This is a genomic window from Marinobacter sp. UBA2688 (assembly GCF_002352785.1).
Taxonomy (GTDB): Bacteria; Pseudomonadota; Gammaproteobacteria; order Pseudomonadales; family Oleiphilaceae; genus Marinobacter; species Marinobacter salarius.
Map to the genome: position 1 here is coordinate 68,798 of NZ_DELU01000009.1, position 16,755 is coordinate 85,552.

The window sequence follows — 16,755 nt, forward strand, 5'->3', positions numbered from 1 at the left end:
TGTTGCGGTGCTGCTGCAACGGGGCGCTATTAAACCGGTTTAGGTTGCCTGAGTCAAGGCCGTTCCGGGAAAATTTTGATAGGCGCTTCCACAAGTTGGGTGCGCCTACTTCTCTGGCGGTACATAGCCCTCAGCCTTGTCGAACGGCTCGTTGTTGAAGAAGCGTTCCATCTGCGCCTGCAGGTACTTGCGGGTGTTGGGATCCATCAGGCTCAGGTGTTTTTCGTTGATGAGCATGGTTTGCTGGGCCTGCCACTCTTCCCAGGCTTTCTTGCTGACGTTTTCGTAGATGTCTTCGCCTTTCTTGCCGGGCATGGGGGGGAAGTCCAGCCCTTCGAGTTCTTCCTGGTATTTGCGACAGAATACGGTGCGGCTCATGTCTGCTCCTGTTTGGAGGTGGTGTTGCTGAATCTGCTGGGATGATAACAGATCAAAGCAAGAGGGTTTGTTCCGGCGCGGTCAGCAGTGTGCGAATGGGGGCCGGCAGGCCGAGGGTAAGGGCCTGGTCCCGGTGGACCCATTTGTAGCTGTCCCGATCATTGATGTGAGCGGGGCTTTGTACGGTGAGCCGTGCCGGCTGGATATGAAGGTGGTAATGGCTGAAGGTGTGCCGAAAGCCGCTGGTAAGTTCCGGTTCGCCACAGTGGAAGCCGAAGGCCTGTTCGCAGGCGTCTGACAGTTCTTCCGGGCCGTAGGCCGGGTCCAGTTCCGGAAGGCTCCAGAGGCCGCCCCAGATGCCGCTGGGAGGCCTGCGTTCCAGCAGGATGCGACCTTGGTGATCTTCCAGTATCACCATCCAGGTGGTTTTTTCGGGCTTGGCTTTCTTCGGCTTTGAGCCGGGGTAGAGGCTGGTTTCGTTGTTGGCATAGGCGTCGCACCCGTTCTGTAGTGGGCAGTTGTCGCACGCTGGACGGCTGCGGGTGCAGACCATGGCGCCCAGATCCATGATGGCCTGGGTGTAGTCGCGGATGCGTGCATCGGGCGTGTGTTCTTCAGCGCGCTCCCAAAGTTGGTTGAGCACGTCGGTTTTACCCGGCCAGCCGGGGATGGCGTGGTAGCGGGCCAGTACCCGTTTCACGTTGCCGTCCAATATGGCTGCCCGTTGCTGGAAGGCCTGGGCAAGGATGGCCGCCGCGGTGGAGCGGCCAATGCCGGGCAGGGCCTGGAGTTGTTCCAGATTGCCGGGAAACTCGCCTCCGTGCTCGTTGGCCACCTGTTGCGCCGCTTTCTGGAGGTTGCGGGCGCGTGCGTAGTACCCAAGGCCGGACCAATGGCTGAGAACGTCATCCACCGGTGCAGAAGCGAGCGCTTTCACGTCTGGAAAGCGCTGCATAAAGGCTTCGAAGTAGGGAATAACAGTGGTCACCTGGGTTTGCTGCAGCATGATTTCCGAAACCCACACGCGGTATGGGTTCCGGTCATGATGCCAGGGCAGGTCGTGCCTGCCGTTTTCGTCGTACCAGGCGAGAAGCTTTTGGGCAAAACCGTCGTTCATTGACCGAACAGGCCCTTGAGGGCGTCTTTCACCTTTTCGCCACTCTCTTCACCCAGCTTCTCTTTCAGTTTTTCGGAGACTTTGTCTTCCGCTTTGGATTTGGCTTCGTCCACTTTTTCGCGCGCCTTGGCTTTGGCAGCGTTGGCGGCAATGGTCTTCAGGGTGTCGCGGAAGCGTGAGCCGTCGAAGGAGCAGAGGCCGGCCGGGTCTTCCGCGAAGTCGCCGCGGCACTCAACCGGGATCACCACGTTTTCAACGTATTCGGTGACTCGGCAAGCTTCGTCCCGGTGGATCTCGCCCACGATCCGCAGGCCAACTTCGTAATCCAGGTCGGAAGCAGCCAGGTCCACCGTGCCGTCGCCTTCCAGTCTCATGCCGGCGAGGGCAGCCACAAGGTCCGTGTTGTTCAGGGTGTTGCCGTCAATCTTGAGGGTGCCCTTCATGTCGTTGAACGGCGTGCTGGTGCCCCAGTCTGATGTAGAGAGGCTTTCCTGGTTGGCCAGTGCAATGCCCTGGCACGCCATGCGCGTGAGGTTCATGCGGGTGAACTCACCCTCGGCCAGGTTGAAGTTGATGTCGCCTTTGGCGTTGCTGCGCAGGGCGGAAATGCGATTGCCTGTGGTGTTCACGTCCACGGACAGGTTGGCGCCACCGGCAAGCATGTCCACTTCGGCAAGGTCGGTCAGCAGTGGCAACGTCTGTACGTTGTTGACCTTGGAACCGATGCTCCACTTCGGATTGTCGGTACGGGCATCCAGGGTCACTTTGGCGCCGAAGGAGCCTTCGTACAGTTTGCCGCTGAAGTCCTGCACTTCCAGCACACCATTGCGTGCGGTGATCACCGATTTGATTTCCTTGATGGTGAGATTACTGACGATCAGTTCGCCCAGCCCGAGATTGATATCCAGCGCTAGCGAACGGAGTGTGTCCAGGGGCAGCAAGTCGCCTTCTTCCGCCGGGGCGCCACCACCTTGCGGGGCTTCCTCGGCGGCGGCATCGGTTTGTTCCTCACTGGCAGGCGGCAGATAGCGGTCGGCATTGATCGCGTCGCCCTGCAAGTCCAGGCCAATACCGCTGTTGGCCAGGGCGTAACTGGCACTGCCCTGGAAGGTGGTATCGTCCAGGCTGATGGTCAGGTCGCTGAGTTCCACGGTGCCGGCGGGGCCACCGATGTTGGTGGAGAAAGCGACGGCCTTCATGACGTCAGGGTCTTCTGTTTCGATGGCGGGTTGGCCAAGGGCCGCCAGAAGCGCTTTGAGGGAAAATTCGTCAATGCTGAGGCTGCCTTCGAGTTTCGGCTTGTCGCCAAAGCCGTTCACCGTCAGGTCTGTGTTGAGCGTCAGGTCGGCCAGGCTGGCGGTAAAGCCATTAAGCGTGGCGGTTTCGTTTTCCAGATTGGCTTCCAGGGAGCCAGCTATTTCGGCGCGAACGGATTCGCCGCCAAAAGGCTCGCCGTTCATGTCGAAGATGGCTTCCAGGTCGGACACGCCAAATTCGTTTAACGCTTCATTGGCGGCCAGGCGGGCACTGATGTCGCCCTGAACTTCAAACTGCGGCTGGTTGGTGGCGAAGCGGAACGAGACGTCCAATGGGAAGCTTGAACCCAGGGTGATCTCGCTGGCGTTTACGGTGAAATCTTCCAGGGTAAATGCCTGGCCCGTGCCCTTGTCTTCGTAATGAACGCGGGCGTTGCTGATTTCCACGCTCTCTACGTTGAAGTTCAAGGGCTCGCTGGCGCCGCTGCTCTCTGGCTGTTCTTCAGCGGTTTCGGCTAGCGCGGCGGGTTCTTCCTGCTTCGGCTGTTCTTCCCCTTCCGGCATGATGCGGGTCCAGTTACCGGTGCCGTTGGCATCAACGGACAGGTTGGCGTCCAGCCCGCTCAACAGGAAAGTATCCACCCGGGGCGACATGGTTATCAGGGACCAGAAGCTGACCTGAGCCACCAGTTGGTCAAGCTTGACCAGGCGTTCGTCTTCCAGGGTGGCCTCAACGTCGTTCAGTTCCAGGCCGAGTGGGATGAAAGACCAGCCAATATCCCCGGCCAGTATCAGGTCCAGATTGGTCTTACTTTCGACCACTTTCTCAATCTGTGGCTTGTAGGTGTTTGGGTCAATAACGGCGACCGCGATAGCGACGGCGGCAACGGCAAGAATGAGCAGGCCAACGATGGCAAGAGCCACATAGCGAACAGCTTTCATGATTTTGGCGTCCTTCCGATAATTCGTGTCCGGTAACTGGGCTTGTGATTAGCCCAAGGATAACCCAGGGGTAACAAAATAAAAGCCTGAGTGTATGACAATACGTTAGTGATCAGCCAAAATAGGCACCTTATTTCTACACAACGATATAAAGCGCGTCTTACAACGATAAAAAGGAGTAAACAGTGGCTATTACTGTCTCTATTGAGCTTAACCGGGAACTGGATCTGCCCGCCGGATATGACGAAGTATTCGAGCTGCTGGCGGACGTGCCCGCATCAGCCAGCCATTTTCCCAAGGTGCATAACCTGGTGGATTTGGGTGACAACGCCTATCGCTGGGAAATGGAAAAGGTGGGCGTGGACAAGCATGCCATCCAGTCTGTATACGCGTGCAAATACTTCGCGGACAAGGACAACGGCAGGATTACCTGGGAGCCGGTGAAAGGCGAGGGTAACGGTGTGGTAAAAGGCTCCTGGACCCTCAAGAAGAAAGACGACAGCACTACTTCAGTGAAATTCCAGACCAGCGCCGAGTTGACCGTTCCGCTGCCGAGCCTGTTGAAACTGGCCATCAGCCCCGTGATCAAGCACGAGTTCAACAGCCTGGTCGATACCTACATGAGTAACCTCAAAAAAGCGTTCTGATGGTCGTCGCTATCAAGGCTATAAAGGCCATTGCGGGACGCGGGGAATCATAAAAGGTATAATGCGCGCAGACACTTTTCCGGCATGTGCCGACTGATGACTTTGGAGTCCCCATGGCCGAACGCAAGGCTCGGGTAGAAAGAAATACCCTGGAAACACAGATCACCGTCGAGATCGATCTCGACGGCACCGGCAAGTCCAGCTTCGACACGGGCGTGCCTTTCCTTGAGCACATGATGGATCAGATTGCCCGTCACGGGCTGGTGGACCTGAACATTGTCTCGAAGGGCGATCTGCACATTGATGACCACCACACGGTGGAAGATATTGGTATCACCCTGGGCCAGGCCTTCAAGCAGGCGGTTGGCGACAAGAAGGGCATCCGTCGTTACGGTCATTCCTACGTGCCGCTGGACGAAGCACTGTCCCGCGTGGTGATTGACCTGTCTGGCCGTCCCGGCCTGATGATGGATGTGCCCTATACCCGTGGTGCTGTAGGAGGCTTCGACGTCGACCTGTTCGAGGAGTTCTTCCACGGCTTTGTGAACCACTCCATGGTCACCCTGCACATTGATAACCTGAAGGGTAAGAACACCCACCACCAGATCGAAACCGTGTTCAAGGCCTTCGGTCGTGCCCTACGTACGGCCATTGAAATGGACGAGCGAATGGCGGGTATTACCCCGTCCACCAAGGGGTCGCTGTAAGCGGCCCTGGGCTCAACTAAAAGAACCACGATTCAGGAAGTTTCTCTTCGCATGAAAACCGTTGCCATTATCGACTACGGCATGGGTAACCTTCATTCCGTCAGCAAAGCGGTGGAGCACGTTGCACCGGATACCCGTGTTCTGGTCACCGACAACGCCGAGCAGATCCGCAGCGCGGACCGGGTGATCCTCCCTGGCGTGGGTGCCATCCGCGACTGCATGGCGGAAATCCGCCGCCTGGGAATTGATGAGTTGGTGCGGGAAGTCTCCGCTGACCGTCCGTTGCTCGGCATTTGCGTAGGCATGCAGGCGCTGATGTCCCGCAGCGAGGAAAACGGCTGGGTGGATTGTATCGACCTGTTCCAGTCGGAGGTGCGCTTCTTCGGTGACAATCTCACCGAGAACGGCGAACGTCTGAAAGTGCCTCATATGGGCTGGAACGAAGTGCACCAGACCATGGATCACCCGCTTTGGCACGATATTCCCGACGGCGACCGCTTCTATTTCGTGCACAGCTACTACGCTGAAGCCGAGGGCAACCCGGATATTGCCGGCCGTACCCATTACGGCGTTGACCTGGCAGCAGCAGTGGCGAGAGACAACATCTTTGCGGTGCAGTTCCACCCTGAAAAAAGCGCTCGGGCGGGGCTGCAGTTACTGAAAAACTTTACCAACTGGACTGGAACATGCTGATCATCCCGGCCATAGATCTTAAAGACGGCAAATGCGTAAGACTGCGCCAGGGCCGTATGGACGACTCCACCGTTTTCGGTGACGATCCTGTTGATATGGCAACCCGCTGGGTGGATGCTGGCGCCCGCCGCCTGCATCTGGTGGACCTGAATGGCGCCTTCGCCGGTGAACCCGTCAACGGCGAAATCGTCCAGGCCATCGCTCGCAAATACCCGGATTTGCCCATCCAGATTGGCGGCGGTATTCGTTCGGCGGAAACCATCGAGGCCTATCTGAAAGCCGGCGTACAGTGGGTCATTATTGGTACCAAGGCGGTGAAAGAACCGGAATTCGTCACCGAGATGTGCAAGCGCTTTCCCGGCCACATTATCGTGGGCCTTGACGCCAAAGACGGCCGCGTTGCCACTGACGGCTGGGCGGAAGTGTCTGAAGTCATGGCGACCGACCTGGCGAAACGTTTTGCCAACGACGGTGTCGAGTCCATTGTTTACACCGACATCAGCCGCGACGGCATGATGCAGGGCGTGAACGTGGAAGCCACCGCGGCACTGGCGGAAGAAGGCGGCATTCCCGTGATCGCTTCTGGCGGCGTTACCAACATGGACGATCTCAAGCGCCTTGCTACCGTGGCTGACAAGGGCATCCTCGGTGCGATTACCGGCCGAGCCATCTATGAAGGCACCCTGGATGTGGCCGAGGCCCAGGCCTTCTGCGACAGCCTGAAGGGGTAACACGAATTATGGCTCTGGCAAAACGCATCATTCCCTGCCTGGATGTCGATAAAGGCCGCGTTGTAAAAGGCGTGAACTTCGTCGATATCCGCGATGCCGGTGACCCGGTGGAAGTGGCCCGCAAGTACAACGAACAGGGCGCCGACGAAATCACCTTCCTGGACATCACCGCCAGTCACGAAAGCCGCGATACCACCTATGAAACTGTGGAGCGCATGGCGGCTGAAGTGTTTATCCCGCTGACGGTGGGTGGCGGCGTGCGCACCGTTGAGGACATCCGCAAGCTCCTGAATGCGGGCGCGGACAAGGTGTCAATCAATACTGCGGCGGTATTCAATCCGGACTTCGTGCGTGAGGCCGCCGACCGTTTTGGCAGTCAGTGTATCGTTGTCGCCATTGATGCCAAGCGTGTCAGTGGTGAAGGAGAGGAGCCCCGGTGGGAGATTTTCACCCACGGTGGGCGCAAGCCGACAGGGCTGGATGCGGTTGAGTGGGCTCGCAAGATGACCGCGATGGGTGCCGGCGAGTTGCTGCTGACCAGCATGGACCGGGACGGCACCAAAATCGGATTCGACCTGGGGTTGACCCGTGCCATCAGCGACGCTGTATCGGTACCGGTCATTGCTTCAGGGGGAGTGGGCGAGCTGCAGCATCTGGCAGACGGTGTGACCGAAGGTCGCGCGGATGCCGTGCTGGCGGCGTCCATCTTTCACTTCGGTCAGCATACGATTCCCGAAGCAAAGGCATTCATGAAGGCCCAGGGGATTGTGGTGCGGGATTGAGGTCGGGCCTCATTCCTGCTTCGCCAGCGCGGGCCGAATCGCCCGCTTCTCCCCTTCCGCAAACATTGGCCGGTTGCCATTTCTCATGGCCCATACGCCGCTGACGGTCGCTACGGCAATTCCCTGCTCGTCCAGCTCTGGCAGACGTTTCTCTAGATAGTCCACCGTTACCTTGTGAGGATGGCCAATGCCGATGGCGCTGCCGTTTTCCTTTGCCCGCTTGATAAGAAGCTCGAACTGCTGATCCACGAATTCCTCGGTTTGCTCGTGATCCAGGAACACGTCGCGGGTGAGGGTGGGTATGCGGTAAGCGGCTGCGACTTCGCCCGCAATGGAGGAAGCGATGGTGCGGCTGTCCACGAAATAGACCGGGTAGTGATCGAGTTCAGACATCACCCAGTCCATCGGCTGAAGTTGTTGAGTTAGCAGGCTGCCCATATGGTTGTTCACGCCCTGCACATGGGGAATGGACTGGAGTGCTCGCCGCAAGGTAGTGGCTATGCTGTTCTGGTCCATATCCGGGTTCAGGCCGCCGGGCCCAAGGCCGATGTTACGGGTATTGGCCATTGGCGCATGCAGCATGATTTCCTTGTGCTTTTGGTGGGCCAACTCCGCCAGTCTGGTGGTGTATCTGCGGTAGGGCAGGAAAGCCAGGGTGATGGGCTGATCCAGGGCGATCAGTCGCTCACCTTCCACCAGGTTATGTCCCATGTCATCGATGATGATGGCGATAGTGGGCGGGAGTTGCCCCTCATGCTCCCCGGCAACAACCGGGGAGGTGGCCAAAAGGGCGGCAATCAGTGTTGCTAGAACTTTCAATCCGCGCTTTCCTGTGTCGGCTTGTTACGCTTGTTGAGAATGCTCATGCCTTTCAGCAGGTTCAGTGCAGAGCGTAGCTGGAAGTCCTTGTTCGCCGGCGACGTGCTTTGTGCGTCCTCCTGCTTTTGCGGTTCTTCCTGCTGCCCCTCATCCTGCCCCTCAAGGTGGCCGCTGAGATCCGCCTCGGTAAAGAACGGCTGACTGTCGAGCTCAGTCAGCTGCGCCGGCTTCACTTCAATATCCGGTTTGATCCCCTTGGCCTGGATGGAGCGCCCATCCGGGGTGTAATAGCGGGCGGTGGTCATCTTGATGGCGTGAGTCTCATCCAGGGGGATGACAGTTTGCACGCTGCCTTTGCCGAACGACTGGGTGCCCATGACCACGGCACGCTGGTGATCCTGAAGCGCGCCCGCAAGAATCTCGGATGCAGAGGCTGAGCCGCCGTTAATCAGAACAACAATGGGCGTATCCGGCATCACATCTCCGGGTTTGGCATTGAAGCGCAGGCGCGAGCTCTGGATGCGGCCTTCCGTGTAGACGATCAAGCCGCTATCCAGCAGGGCATCGGCCGCTTCAACCGCCGCCTGGAGAATGCCGCCGGGGTTGTTGCGCAGGTCAATCACCAGGCCGTCCAGGTCGCTGCCATGTTCTTTCTCCAAGGCTTCCAGTGCCTTGGTGAACTGCGTGCCGGTATCCGCCTGGAACTGAGTTATGCGGACGTAGCCATAGCCGTTCTCGATGATGCGGGATTTGATGCTGGTGACCTTGATGATGTCGCGTTTCACATCAATCTCGATCGGCGCTGATTCTCCCTCACGCATAATGGTCAGGGTGAGGACGGTTCCTGGCTTGCCGCGCATCAGTTTAACGGCTTCTTCCAGCGACATGCCTTTCACCGGCTGGTCACCCAGTTTGATGATCAGGTCGCCCGCCTGTACACCGGCCTTCTGAGCAGGGGTGTCATCGATGGGAGAGATAACTTTTACGAAGCCATCTTCCATGCCTACTTCGATGCCCAGGCCGCCAAACTCGCCGGAGGTGCTCTCTTCGAGCTGTTCGTAGTCTTTCGGGGCCAGATAGGTGGAGTGCGGGTCCAGGTCAGATAACATGCCTTTGATCGCGCTTTCGAGGAGCTGGCGGTCGTCCACCTCTTCCACATAGGCGTCCTTGATTCGGCCAAACACTTCAGCGAATTTGCGAAGGTCGTCCAGTGGCAGCTGTTCTTCCGGATCGGGCAGCTGTATTTCCACCTGCTCACCGTGCTGGATGCCTTCCAGCAGGCGTCGGGTTTCTTCATCGGCTTCCTGGGCATGAATAAGGCCGGGCAGAACGGTTAAGCAGGTGGCAAGGGCGAGTGCGCGTGTGCTGGCGTGGTGTAGACTTCTTACCCGTCTCATTCACATGTCCTGTGTTAATCCGATGACTGGTTGTTCCCAAGTATTGCCGGACAGTATGGCGTTACCGGGCTGATTTGTCAGCCTTTGGGGTAGCGTGAACCCGTTCAGCGGTTGCCGAGCCAGCGTCGGGGATTGTCCGGTTTTCCATTGTGGCGGACCTCAAAATACACCGCGGGGTCATTGGTCCCGCCGGTTCGGCCAGCCTGGGCAATTGCCTCGCCCGCTTCAACCCAGTCTCCGGGGCTGGTGAACAGACTACTGCTGTGGCCGTAGAGCGTCATGTAGCCGTCGCCGTGGTCGAGGATGGTGATCAGGCCAAACCCGCGCAGCCAGTTGGCGAAAACAACGCGGCCATAGTGAACGGCTTTTACGTCGCCTTCCTCGGCGGTGTTGATCAGCAGTCCGTTGTGCTTGAGTTTTCCGCTGGCGTAGCTGTCTCCGAAGTTGCGGACGATTTTGCCTTCCGCCGGCCACGGCAGTTTGTTCTTGAGTGATCCGAACGGATCTGACTCATTGGGCGTGGGGATGTTGGCGATGGCCTCTTCGACCTCCCGCAGCAGTTTTTCCAGGCGCTTGCGATCCTCTTCCAGTTCCTCGCGTTCGCTCAGTCGATTGCTGATGTCGGTTTTCAGGGCCGCCAGGGTCTGTTCCCGTTCCTTTTTGCTGCTGCTCAGCTTTTGTTGGCGGTCGGCGACATTCTCTTCCAGTTCTGCCAGCCGCATCCGCCCAGCCTTGACCTGCTTCTGCGTTTCTTTCAATTGCCGGAGATTGGCAGCGAACGCCTCGAGGCGGTCAATGGTGTCCCGGCTGAGGTACTCGTAGTAGGTCATCGTGCGGGCGACCTTGTCCGGGTCGATCTCGTTGAGCAGGACTTTGACGGCGGGCGCGTCGCCTTCCATCCAGGCGGCGCGGATCTGTTTCTTCAGGCTGTCGCGCTGGCTTTCCAGCACGCGGGTGAGTTCGGTCTCTTCCTTGCCGAGCTCGGTCAGGCGCAGTTGCTGTTCCCGTGCCTGCTGGCGGAGCTCCCGGCGTTCGCGGGTGAGCCGGCCTATTTCCTGTTCGAGCCCGGAGAGCTGTTGCTCCAGCGAGGAACGGTCTTCCTCGGCGTCGGCAAGCCACTCATCAATATCGGCAATCTCTTCCTTGAGATCTTCTATCTGGCCAGGTGTGACCTGTTGCTCCGCCAGTGCTGGCGTGACGACTGCAAGCATCGCCACCGCCAGCCAAAGACGCAGACTCAACCGATCTCCACCAGGCTGTGCCCGGTCATTTCAGCCGGTTGTTCCAGGCTCATCAGGCTCAGCAGGGTGGGCGCCACGTCGCTGAGGCTACCGTCGTCCCTGAGGTTGACCTTGCGTGGGCCAACGTAGATAAGCGGCACGGGGCCGATCGTGTGGGCCGTGTGTACCTGGCCGGAATTGGGGTCGGTCATCTGCTCGCAGTTGCCGTGGTCAGCGGTGATCAATGCTTCACCACCCACTTCCTGCAAGGCTTCGGTAATACGGGCTACGCACTGGTCGATGCATTCCGCGGCCTTGATGGCGGCATCCAGCTTGCCGGTGTGGCCCACCATGTCGCCATTGGCATAGTTACAGACAACCAGGTCGTATTTCCCGCTCTTGATTGCCTCGACCAGCTTGTCAGTGACCTCGGGCGCACTCATTTCCGGTTGCAGGTCGTAAGTCGCCACTTTGGGCGAAGGAACCAGGATTCGGTCCTCACCTTCAAACGGTGTTTCGAGACCGCCGTTAAAGAAGAAGGTAACGTGTGCGTACTTCTCGGTTTCGGAAATCCGCAGCTGGGTTTTGCCGAGGTTGGCCACATACTCGCCCAGACCATTGGTCAACTGCTCCGGGGGATAAGCGCACGAGGTGTTAATGTCGGCTGCGTACTCGGTCAGCATGACGAAGTCAGCCAGTTCCGGATGCTTGCGACGTTCAAAACCGTCGAAGTCCTTTTCCACGAAGCAGCGTGTCATCTCGCGGGCGCGATCAGCGCGGAAGTTCATGAATATAACGGTGTCACCGTCGTTGATGGTGCCTTCGTTATCGCCGCTGGCCATGATACGGGTGGCCTTTACAAACTCGTCGTTCTCGCCGCGCTCGTAGGCTTGCTCCAGCGCGGACACCGGATCAGCTGAAGTGAATTCTGCTTCGCCCAGGGTCATAACGTTGTAGGCTTCTTCCACGCGGTCCCAGCGATTGTCGCGGTCCATGGCGTAGTAGCGGCCAACAATGGAGGCCACCCGGCCCACGCCCAAGTGCTTGAGTTTGGTGGCAGCTTTTTCCAGTGACGCTTTTGCACTGCGGGGAGGCATGTCGCGGCCATCGAGGAAGGCGTGGATATAGACTTCCTTTGCGCCGCGCTTGGCTGCCATTTCAGCGGCCGCCAGTACGTGGTCTTCATGGCTGTGAACGCCGCCGGGGGAAAGCAGGCCCATCAGGTGCACAGCACGGTTGCTGCTAACGGCTTTATCAATGGCGGCGCAAAGTACGGAATTTTCCGTAAAACTACCTTCTTCTACATCTTTGTCGATGCGTGTCAGGCTCTGATAAACCACCCGGCCAGCGCCCAGGTTCATGTGCCCAACCTCGGAATTACCCATCTGTCCCTGGGGCAGGCCGACAAACATGCCGGAGGTGTTGATGAGTGTTTTCGGCTGATTTTCCCAGAGCTTATCCCAACACGGGGTGTTGGCATTGCTGATGGCGTTGTCTTCAGCCGGGTCACGGTGGCCCCAGCCATCAAGAATGATCAGTGCGGTAGGCTTACGCGTGGCAGTCATCACTTAATCCGATGGTAGTTTGGTAAATTTACTAAAACGAACATTGATTCTAAACATTTTCGCACCCTCCGGCCAGTGGCGTCACCTTCGGCCTGGTCACCTTCTGTCCTTGGGGAAGGGTGTGTATAATCCCGCCACAAACTATTCAGCAAGGTGTTTTCATGGAAAGGGTGTTCGAGTTCGCGGTTAACCATTACATTCTGGTATCTCTGTTTGTCGCTTTCCTGCTGGCCATATTGGTGCTCGAGTCTCGCCGTGGCGGCAAGAAAATCTCTGCGCAGGGAGCCGTGAATCTGATTAACCGCGACGAAGCTGTCGTCGTCGATATCCGTGATCGCAAAGATTTTAACGAGGGCCGGATAACCGGTTCAATCAATATTCCCCTTAATAGTATCAAAAGTCGTGCGTCGGAACTGAAGAAGTTCAAGGACAAGCAGATTATTGTGGCTGACAAGATGGGTCAGCATTCCGCCATGGCGGTCAAGCAGTTGAATGCGGAAGGCTACGCCAATGTGGTTCGCCTCAACGGTGGCGTTGCGGACTGGAAAGGCAGCAATCTGCCGTTGGTGAAGAAGTAACGGCCCTGCCAGGCCTTGAACTGAACGGTAAACTGTCGCACTGTTTCACATCGGCCGGCGGAGCCAGGCATTACACTGTTCCGGCAGCACTGACATAACAACGGGCCCTGGTTGCCCCTTATCGAGAATGAAAGGATTGAACATGGCTGAAAATGAGCAGGCCGCAGCAGGCAACGAAAACCAGAATCAACCACAGTTCGCGCTCCAGCGTATCTATGTGAAGGATCTGTCGTTCGAGTCGCCGAATTCCCCGACGGTTTTTCAGGACCAGTGGAAACCTCAGGTTAATCTGGATCTGAACACCTCCCACAACAAGATCAGCGATAACCAGTACGAAGTGGTCCTGTCTCTGACTGTGACCGCGAAAGTCGATGAAAAAGTGGCTTACATCGTCGAGATTCAGCAGGCGGGCGTTTTCCTGGTGAAAGGTATTGAAGGCCCACAGCTTGGTCAGATGCTGGGTGCCTATTGCCCCAACATCCTGTTCCCCTACGCTCGGGAAGCCATTGACGGCGTGGTCGGTCGGGGTAGCTTCCCGGCGCTGATGCTGGCACCGGTTAACTTTGATGCCATCTATGCACAGGCATTGAAGCGCAAGCAGGAAGAGGCGTCAGGGGAAGCGAAGGAAGAGCAGACTCACTGATACGCTCTCGTCACAAGCGCCAGAAAAAACCCCGCCAACGGTTCAGGTTCGCGGGGTTTTTTTATTGGGCGATTTCCTGCCCGATACCGTCACTGATTATCTGGTCGATCTCGCCGGATGCCTTCATGGACTCCAGCGTCCGGGACAGGCAAGGGATATCGTCTTTTCGGGATTCATGAACCCAGTGATAGAGGGGGGCTTGCAGCAGTGGCTCGCCAATGGACAGGTTTGGGTTCTTGCGTTTGGCGGCCAGGGCGTCCCACTCCAGGGTCAGTGCCACGTCGATACGGCCTCGTTCGAGCAGATCGATCAATTGAAAGGTGTCGCTGGTGGCTACCTGTGTCGCATCCTCGGGCAGCACCCGCGCGATCATTCGATAGCCATTGAGGAAACCAATCCGTTTTCCCTTCAAAGAGGCCTTTGAATCGCGGGCCTTGCCGTTGAGAGCCACCGAAACCAGGCGCGCCTCCTGGATGGGCGTCGCCAGCGGTAGCAACGGAGCATTGTCATTGACGGCCATCGGGATTCGGGCAAGCTCGCCGTCTGACTGGCCTTTCTCTGCCATAAGCACGGCCCGTGCGGCCGGGACATCCAGATATCTTATGTCCAGCCCGCAGCTGTCATAGAGCTTTCTGATGATCTGTTTGCCAAGGACCACAGACACTTCTGACGTTGTCGAGGGCGTGGTGATAACACGGGTAGCCTGCGTATTATTATTGGGCCAGGCGTTGCAGGTAGTCAGCATGAGCAAAACGGCAATAATGGGCCATCCGCTGTGGCGAGGGTTACTGCGACCCTTCAAATCCAAATTGCCTCCACGCTTCATAAACCACCAGTGCTACCGTGTTGGATAGGTTAAGGCTGCGACTTTCCGGTCGCATGGGCACTCTCAGGCGATGGTGCTCCGGCATCGCCTCTCGGATGTCCTGTGGCAGCCCGCGGGTTTCGGGGCCGAACATCAGATAGTCACCATTCTGGTATTCGACATCATGATAGCCGCGGCTACCTTTGGTGGTCAGCCCGAAAAGCCTTGAAGGTTGCTCACTCTCCAAAAAGGCCTGGTAGTCGGAGTGTACCGTTACCGTTGCGTATTCACTGTAATCCAGGCCTGCCCTGCGCATCTGTTTGTCTTCCAGGGTAAAACCCAGGGGTTCAATCAGATGCAGCCGGCAGCCGGTGTTGGCGCAGAGCCGGATGATATTGCCGGTATTCGGCGGTATCTCCGGCTCGAACAGCACCACGTTCAACATCCTGTGATCAACGCTCCACGGCGAGGGCAACACCCATGCCGCCGCCAATGCACAGGGTGGCAAGCCCCTTCTTTGCATCCCGGCGAGCCATCTCGTGCAGCAGGCTGACCAGGATCCGGCAACCGGAAGCCCCGATTGGATGGCCCAGTGCGATAGCACCACCGTTCACATTGACCTTCGCGGTATCCCATCCCAGGTCCCGATTAACGGAAATGGCCTGGGCGGCGAAGGCTTCGTTCGCTTCCACCAGATCCAGATCGTCCACCGACCAACCGGCCAGTTTCAGGCAGCGCTGGCTAGCAGGGATCGGGCCGGTGCCCATAATGGCCGGGTCGACACCGGCATTGGCATGAGCCCTGATAGTGGCCAGAGGCTCAAGCCCAAGTTCCTTGGCCTTGTCGGCGCTGCACACGATGACGGCCGCCGCGCCGTCGTTAAGGGAAGACGCATTGCCGGCGGTGACGGTTCCATCCTTTTTGAACGCGCCACGAAGCTTGCCCAGGCTGTCCGCGGTTACGCCAGCGCGCGGGTTCTCGTCCGTGTTGACGATCAGTGGATCGCCCTTGCGCTGAGGAATAGTGATGGGAACAATCTGGCTTTCGAAGTAGCCAGCGTCGATCGCGGCGGCCGCCTTCTGTTGGGACGCGGCAGCAAACTCGTCCTGTTCTTCACGGGTGATGCCGTACTTCTCCACGATGTTTTCTGCGGTGACGCCCATGTGGTAGTCGTTAAAGGCGTCCCAAAGGCCATCGGAAATCATGGTGTCCACCATGTTCCAGTTACCCATGCGCTGGCCGTTGCGGCTGTTGGGCAGCACGTGGGGAGCCTGGCTCATGCTCTCCTGACCACCGGCAATCATCAGCTCGGCATCGCCGCAGCGAATGGCCTGGACCGCCATGTGCACCGCCTTCAGTCCCGAGCCACATACCTTGTTGATCGTCATTGCCGGTACAGAGGCGGGGATGCCGGCGTTGATGGACGCCTGGCGTGCCGGATTCTGTCCGCAACCGGCCGTCAGAACCTGGCCAAGGACCACTTCGTTGACCTGATCGGCAGCAACACCGGTTTCTTCAAGCAGGGCTTTGATAACGGCGCTGCCCAGCTTATCGGCACTCAGGCTGGACAGCCCGCCGCCGAAGCTGCCGACGGCGGTACGTTTGGCGGCTACGATAACTACATCACGCATGGAGTCTCTCCGGTTTGCACGCAGATTTTAAAAGCTGGCTTCATTGTATCGGAAAGCGAGAGTGGGCCAAAGCAGGCAACTGCGATGGTTTTACATATTGAGGCTGCGTCCGCCATCCACCGCGAGGATCTGGCCGGTGACAAACGGGGCGTCGCACAGCAGGAAGGCGATGGCGCCAGCAATGTCCTCCGGCTTGCCGGTGCGGGCCAGGGGCGTCTTGGCCAGTATACTTTGCTGGTAACCTTCGTCGATCGCCGCGTCACCCTCTGGCCAAAGGATCGCGCCTGGTGAAACCCCATTTACACGTACCTCCGGTGCCAGGTCCTTCGCCCAGGACAGGGTCAGTGAAGCGAGCCCGGACTTGCTGGCGCAGTATAGTGGATGGTCGGCCAGCGGCCGTTGGCTGTAGATGTCGATAAGATTCACGATGGCGCCCTGTGACAGTTTCAACGCTGGCAGGCAGGCCTGGCCGAGAAAAAAAGGCGCCCGCAGGTTGGTGTTCATGATCGCGTCCCAGTCACCTGGGCTGGCGTCCTGTGTAGGGTTCGGGTAGAACACCGAGGCGTTGTTCACCAGGCCATCAAGCCGACCCCAGGTGGAAATTGCCTTGCGGGCCAGCAGTTCTGTCTGATCCGGGGCGGCAAGATCGGCCTGGATGGCAACCGCCGATTCCTGCCGGATGCTGTTGAGCTCGTCACGAAGGGCGTTTGCGTCCGCCTCCCGCGAACGGTAATGAATGACCAGGTTCCAGCCGCGTTGGTGAAGATGTCTGGCGGTATGGGAGCCAAGCCGATGCGCTGCGCCGGTAATGAGCACTACAGGTGTTGAGGATGCCATCGCGTGT

General features: G+C 58.2%; 18 protein-coding genes. 7 read left to right on the forward strand and 11 right to left on the reverse strand.

All coding sequences use genetic code 11. The annotated features are described in order from the left end of the window. Nucleotides 1–105: 105 nt before the first annotated feature. The 3 genes from B3M52_RS04230 to B3M52_RS04240 are packed head-to-tail and all read right to left on the reverse strand — an operon-like array spanning nt 106 to nt 3,693. Entirely contained in the window at nt 106–378 is a 273-nt protein-coding gene (locus B3M52_RS04230; RefSeq protein WP_036208753.1) for an oxidative damage protection protein, read from the reverse strand. A 52-nt stretch (nt 379–430) separates the two neighbouring features. Further along, nucleotides 431–1,495, reverse strand: a complete 1,065-nt coding sequence (mutY, locus tag B3M52_RS04235; protein WP_269399723.1) for an A/G-specific adenine glycosylase — start codon at nt 1,493–1,495, stop codon at nt 431–433. Next, nucleotides 1,492–3,693: an AsmA family protein gene (locus B3M52_RS04240; protein WP_269399722.1), complete on the reverse strand. Its 2,202-nt coding sequence runs from the start codon at nt 3,691–3,693 to the stop codon at nt 1,492–1,494. Before B3M52_RS04240 ends, mutY begins: the two co-directional genes overlap by 4 nt. A gap of 185 nt (nt 3,694–3,878) precedes the next feature. Here B3M52_RS04240 and B3M52_RS04245 point away from each other — a divergent pair, with 185 nt between their 5' ends. From B3M52_RS04245 to hisF, 5 genes are all read left to right on the forward strand, one after another. Then, entirely contained in the window at nt 3,879–4,340 is a 462-nt protein-coding gene (locus B3M52_RS04245) for an SRPBCC family protein (protein WP_075194381.1), read from the forward strand. Nucleotides 4,341–4,453: 113 nt separating this feature from the next. Continuing rightward, nucleotides 4,454–5,047 carry an imidazoleglycerol-phosphate dehydratase HisB gene (gene hisB / locus B3M52_RS04250; RefSeq protein WP_286748956.1) on the forward strand — a complete coding sequence of 198 codons (594 nt, stop codon included), beginning with the start codon at nt 4,454–4,456 and terminating at the stop codon, nt 5,045–5,047. A gap of 51 nt (nt 5,048–5,098) precedes the next feature. Further along, nucleotides 5,099–5,740 (forward strand): imidazole glycerol phosphate synthase subunit HisH, encoded by a 642-nt coding sequence (gene hisH, locus B3M52_RS04255; protein ID WP_085679168.1) that lies wholly within the window; start codon nt 5,099–5,101, stop codon nt 5,738–5,740. Next, on the forward strand, nt 5,734–6,471 hold the full coding sequence (gene hisA / locus B3M52_RS04260) for a 1-(5-phosphoribosyl)-5-[(5-phosphoribosylamino)methylideneamino]imidazole-4-carboxamide isomerase (RefSeq protein ID WP_036208766.1): 738 nt from the start codon (nt 5,734–5,736) through the stop codon (nt 6,469–6,471). Before hisH ends, hisA begins: the two co-directional genes overlap by 7 nt. A gap of 8 nt (nt 6,472–6,479) precedes the next feature. After that, nucleotides 6,480–7,253, forward strand: a complete 774-nt coding sequence (hisF, locus tag B3M52_RS04265; RefSeq protein ID WP_075194385.1) for an imidazole glycerol phosphate synthase subunit HisF — start codon at nt 6,480–6,482, stop codon at nt 7,251–7,253. Between the two features lie 9 nt (nt 7,254–7,262). Here hisF and B3M52_RS04270 read toward each other — a convergent pair whose 3' ends face one another. The 4 genes from B3M52_RS04270 to gpmM form a co-directional block, all read right to left on the reverse strand. Continuing rightward, a complete protein-coding gene (locus tag B3M52_RS04270) occupies nt 7,263–8,072 on the reverse strand; it encodes a divergent polysaccharide deacetylase family protein (protein WP_075194386.1) in 810 nt (269 codons plus the stop codon). Then, entirely contained in the window at nt 8,069–9,469 is a 1,401-nt protein-coding gene (locus B3M52_RS04275; RefSeq protein ID WP_036208773.1) for a S41 family peptidase, read from the reverse strand. The genes B3M52_RS04270 and B3M52_RS04275 overlap by 4 nt, the downstream gene beginning before the upstream one ends. A 104-nt stretch (nt 9,470–9,573) precedes the next feature. Beyond that, complete coding sequence (locus tag B3M52_RS04280) at nt 9,574–10,680, reverse strand: murein hydrolase activator EnvC family protein (RefSeq protein WP_036208774.1); 1,107 nt, start codon at nt 10,678–10,680, stop codon at nt 9,574–9,576. Between the two features lie 26 nt (nt 10,681–10,706). Next, nucleotides 10,707–12,254, reverse strand: coding sequence for a 2,3-bisphosphoglycerate-independent phosphoglycerate mutase (gpmM, locus tag B3M52_RS04285; RefSeq protein ID WP_036208777.1), 1,548 nt, complete (start codon nt 12,252–12,254; stop codon nt 10,707–10,709). 161 nt (nt 12,255–12,415) lie between these two features. On the opposite strand from gpmM, the gene B3M52_RS04290 reads away from it, so the two are divergent. Together B3M52_RS04290 and secB are read left to right on the forward strand one after the other, a co-directional pair. After that, nucleotides 12,416–12,832, forward strand: coding sequence for a rhodanese-like domain-containing protein (locus tag B3M52_RS04290; protein WP_007153393.1), 417 nt, complete (start codon nt 12,416–12,418; stop codon nt 12,830–12,832). Between the two features lie 142 nt (nt 12,833–12,974). Continuing rightward, complete coding sequence (gene secB / locus B3M52_RS04295) at nt 12,975–13,475, forward strand: protein-export chaperone SecB (protein ID WP_007153391.1); 501 nt, start codon at nt 12,975–12,977, stop codon at nt 13,473–13,475. A gap of 61 nt (nt 13,476–13,536) precedes the next feature. Here secB and B3M52_RS04300 read toward each other — a convergent pair whose 3' ends face one another. The 4 genes from B3M52_RS04300 to B3M52_RS04315 all read right to left on the reverse strand — a co-directional run bounded on the left by B3M52_RS04300 (nt 13,537) and on the right by B3M52_RS04315 (nt 16,748). Further along, a complete protein-coding gene (locus B3M52_RS04300) occupies nt 13,537–14,283 on the reverse strand; it encodes a substrate-binding periplasmic protein (RefSeq protein WP_286748957.1) in 747 nt (248 codons plus the stop codon). Continuing rightward, nucleotides 14,261–14,725, reverse strand: coding sequence for a tRNA (uridine(34)/cytosine(34)/5-carboxymethylaminomethyluridine(34)-2'-O)-methyltransferase TrmL (trmL, locus tag B3M52_RS04305; protein WP_036208783.1), 465 nt, complete (start codon nt 14,723–14,725; stop codon nt 14,261–14,263). The genes B3M52_RS04300 and trmL overlap by 23 nt, the downstream gene beginning before the upstream one ends. Before the next feature lie 7 nt (nt 14,726–14,732). Beyond that, nucleotides 14,733–15,911 carry an acetyl-CoA C-acetyltransferase gene (locus B3M52_RS04310; RefSeq protein WP_007153388.1) on the reverse strand — a complete coding sequence of 393 codons (1,179 nt, stop codon included), beginning with the start codon at nt 15,909–15,911 and terminating at the stop codon, nt 14,733–14,735. Nucleotides 15,912–16,001: 90 nt separating this feature from the next. Beyond that, entirely contained in the window at nt 16,002–16,748 is a 747-nt protein-coding gene (locus tag B3M52_RS04315) for a pteridine reductase (protein ID WP_286748958.1), read from the reverse strand. Nucleotides 16,749–16,755: the final 7 nt, after the last annotated feature.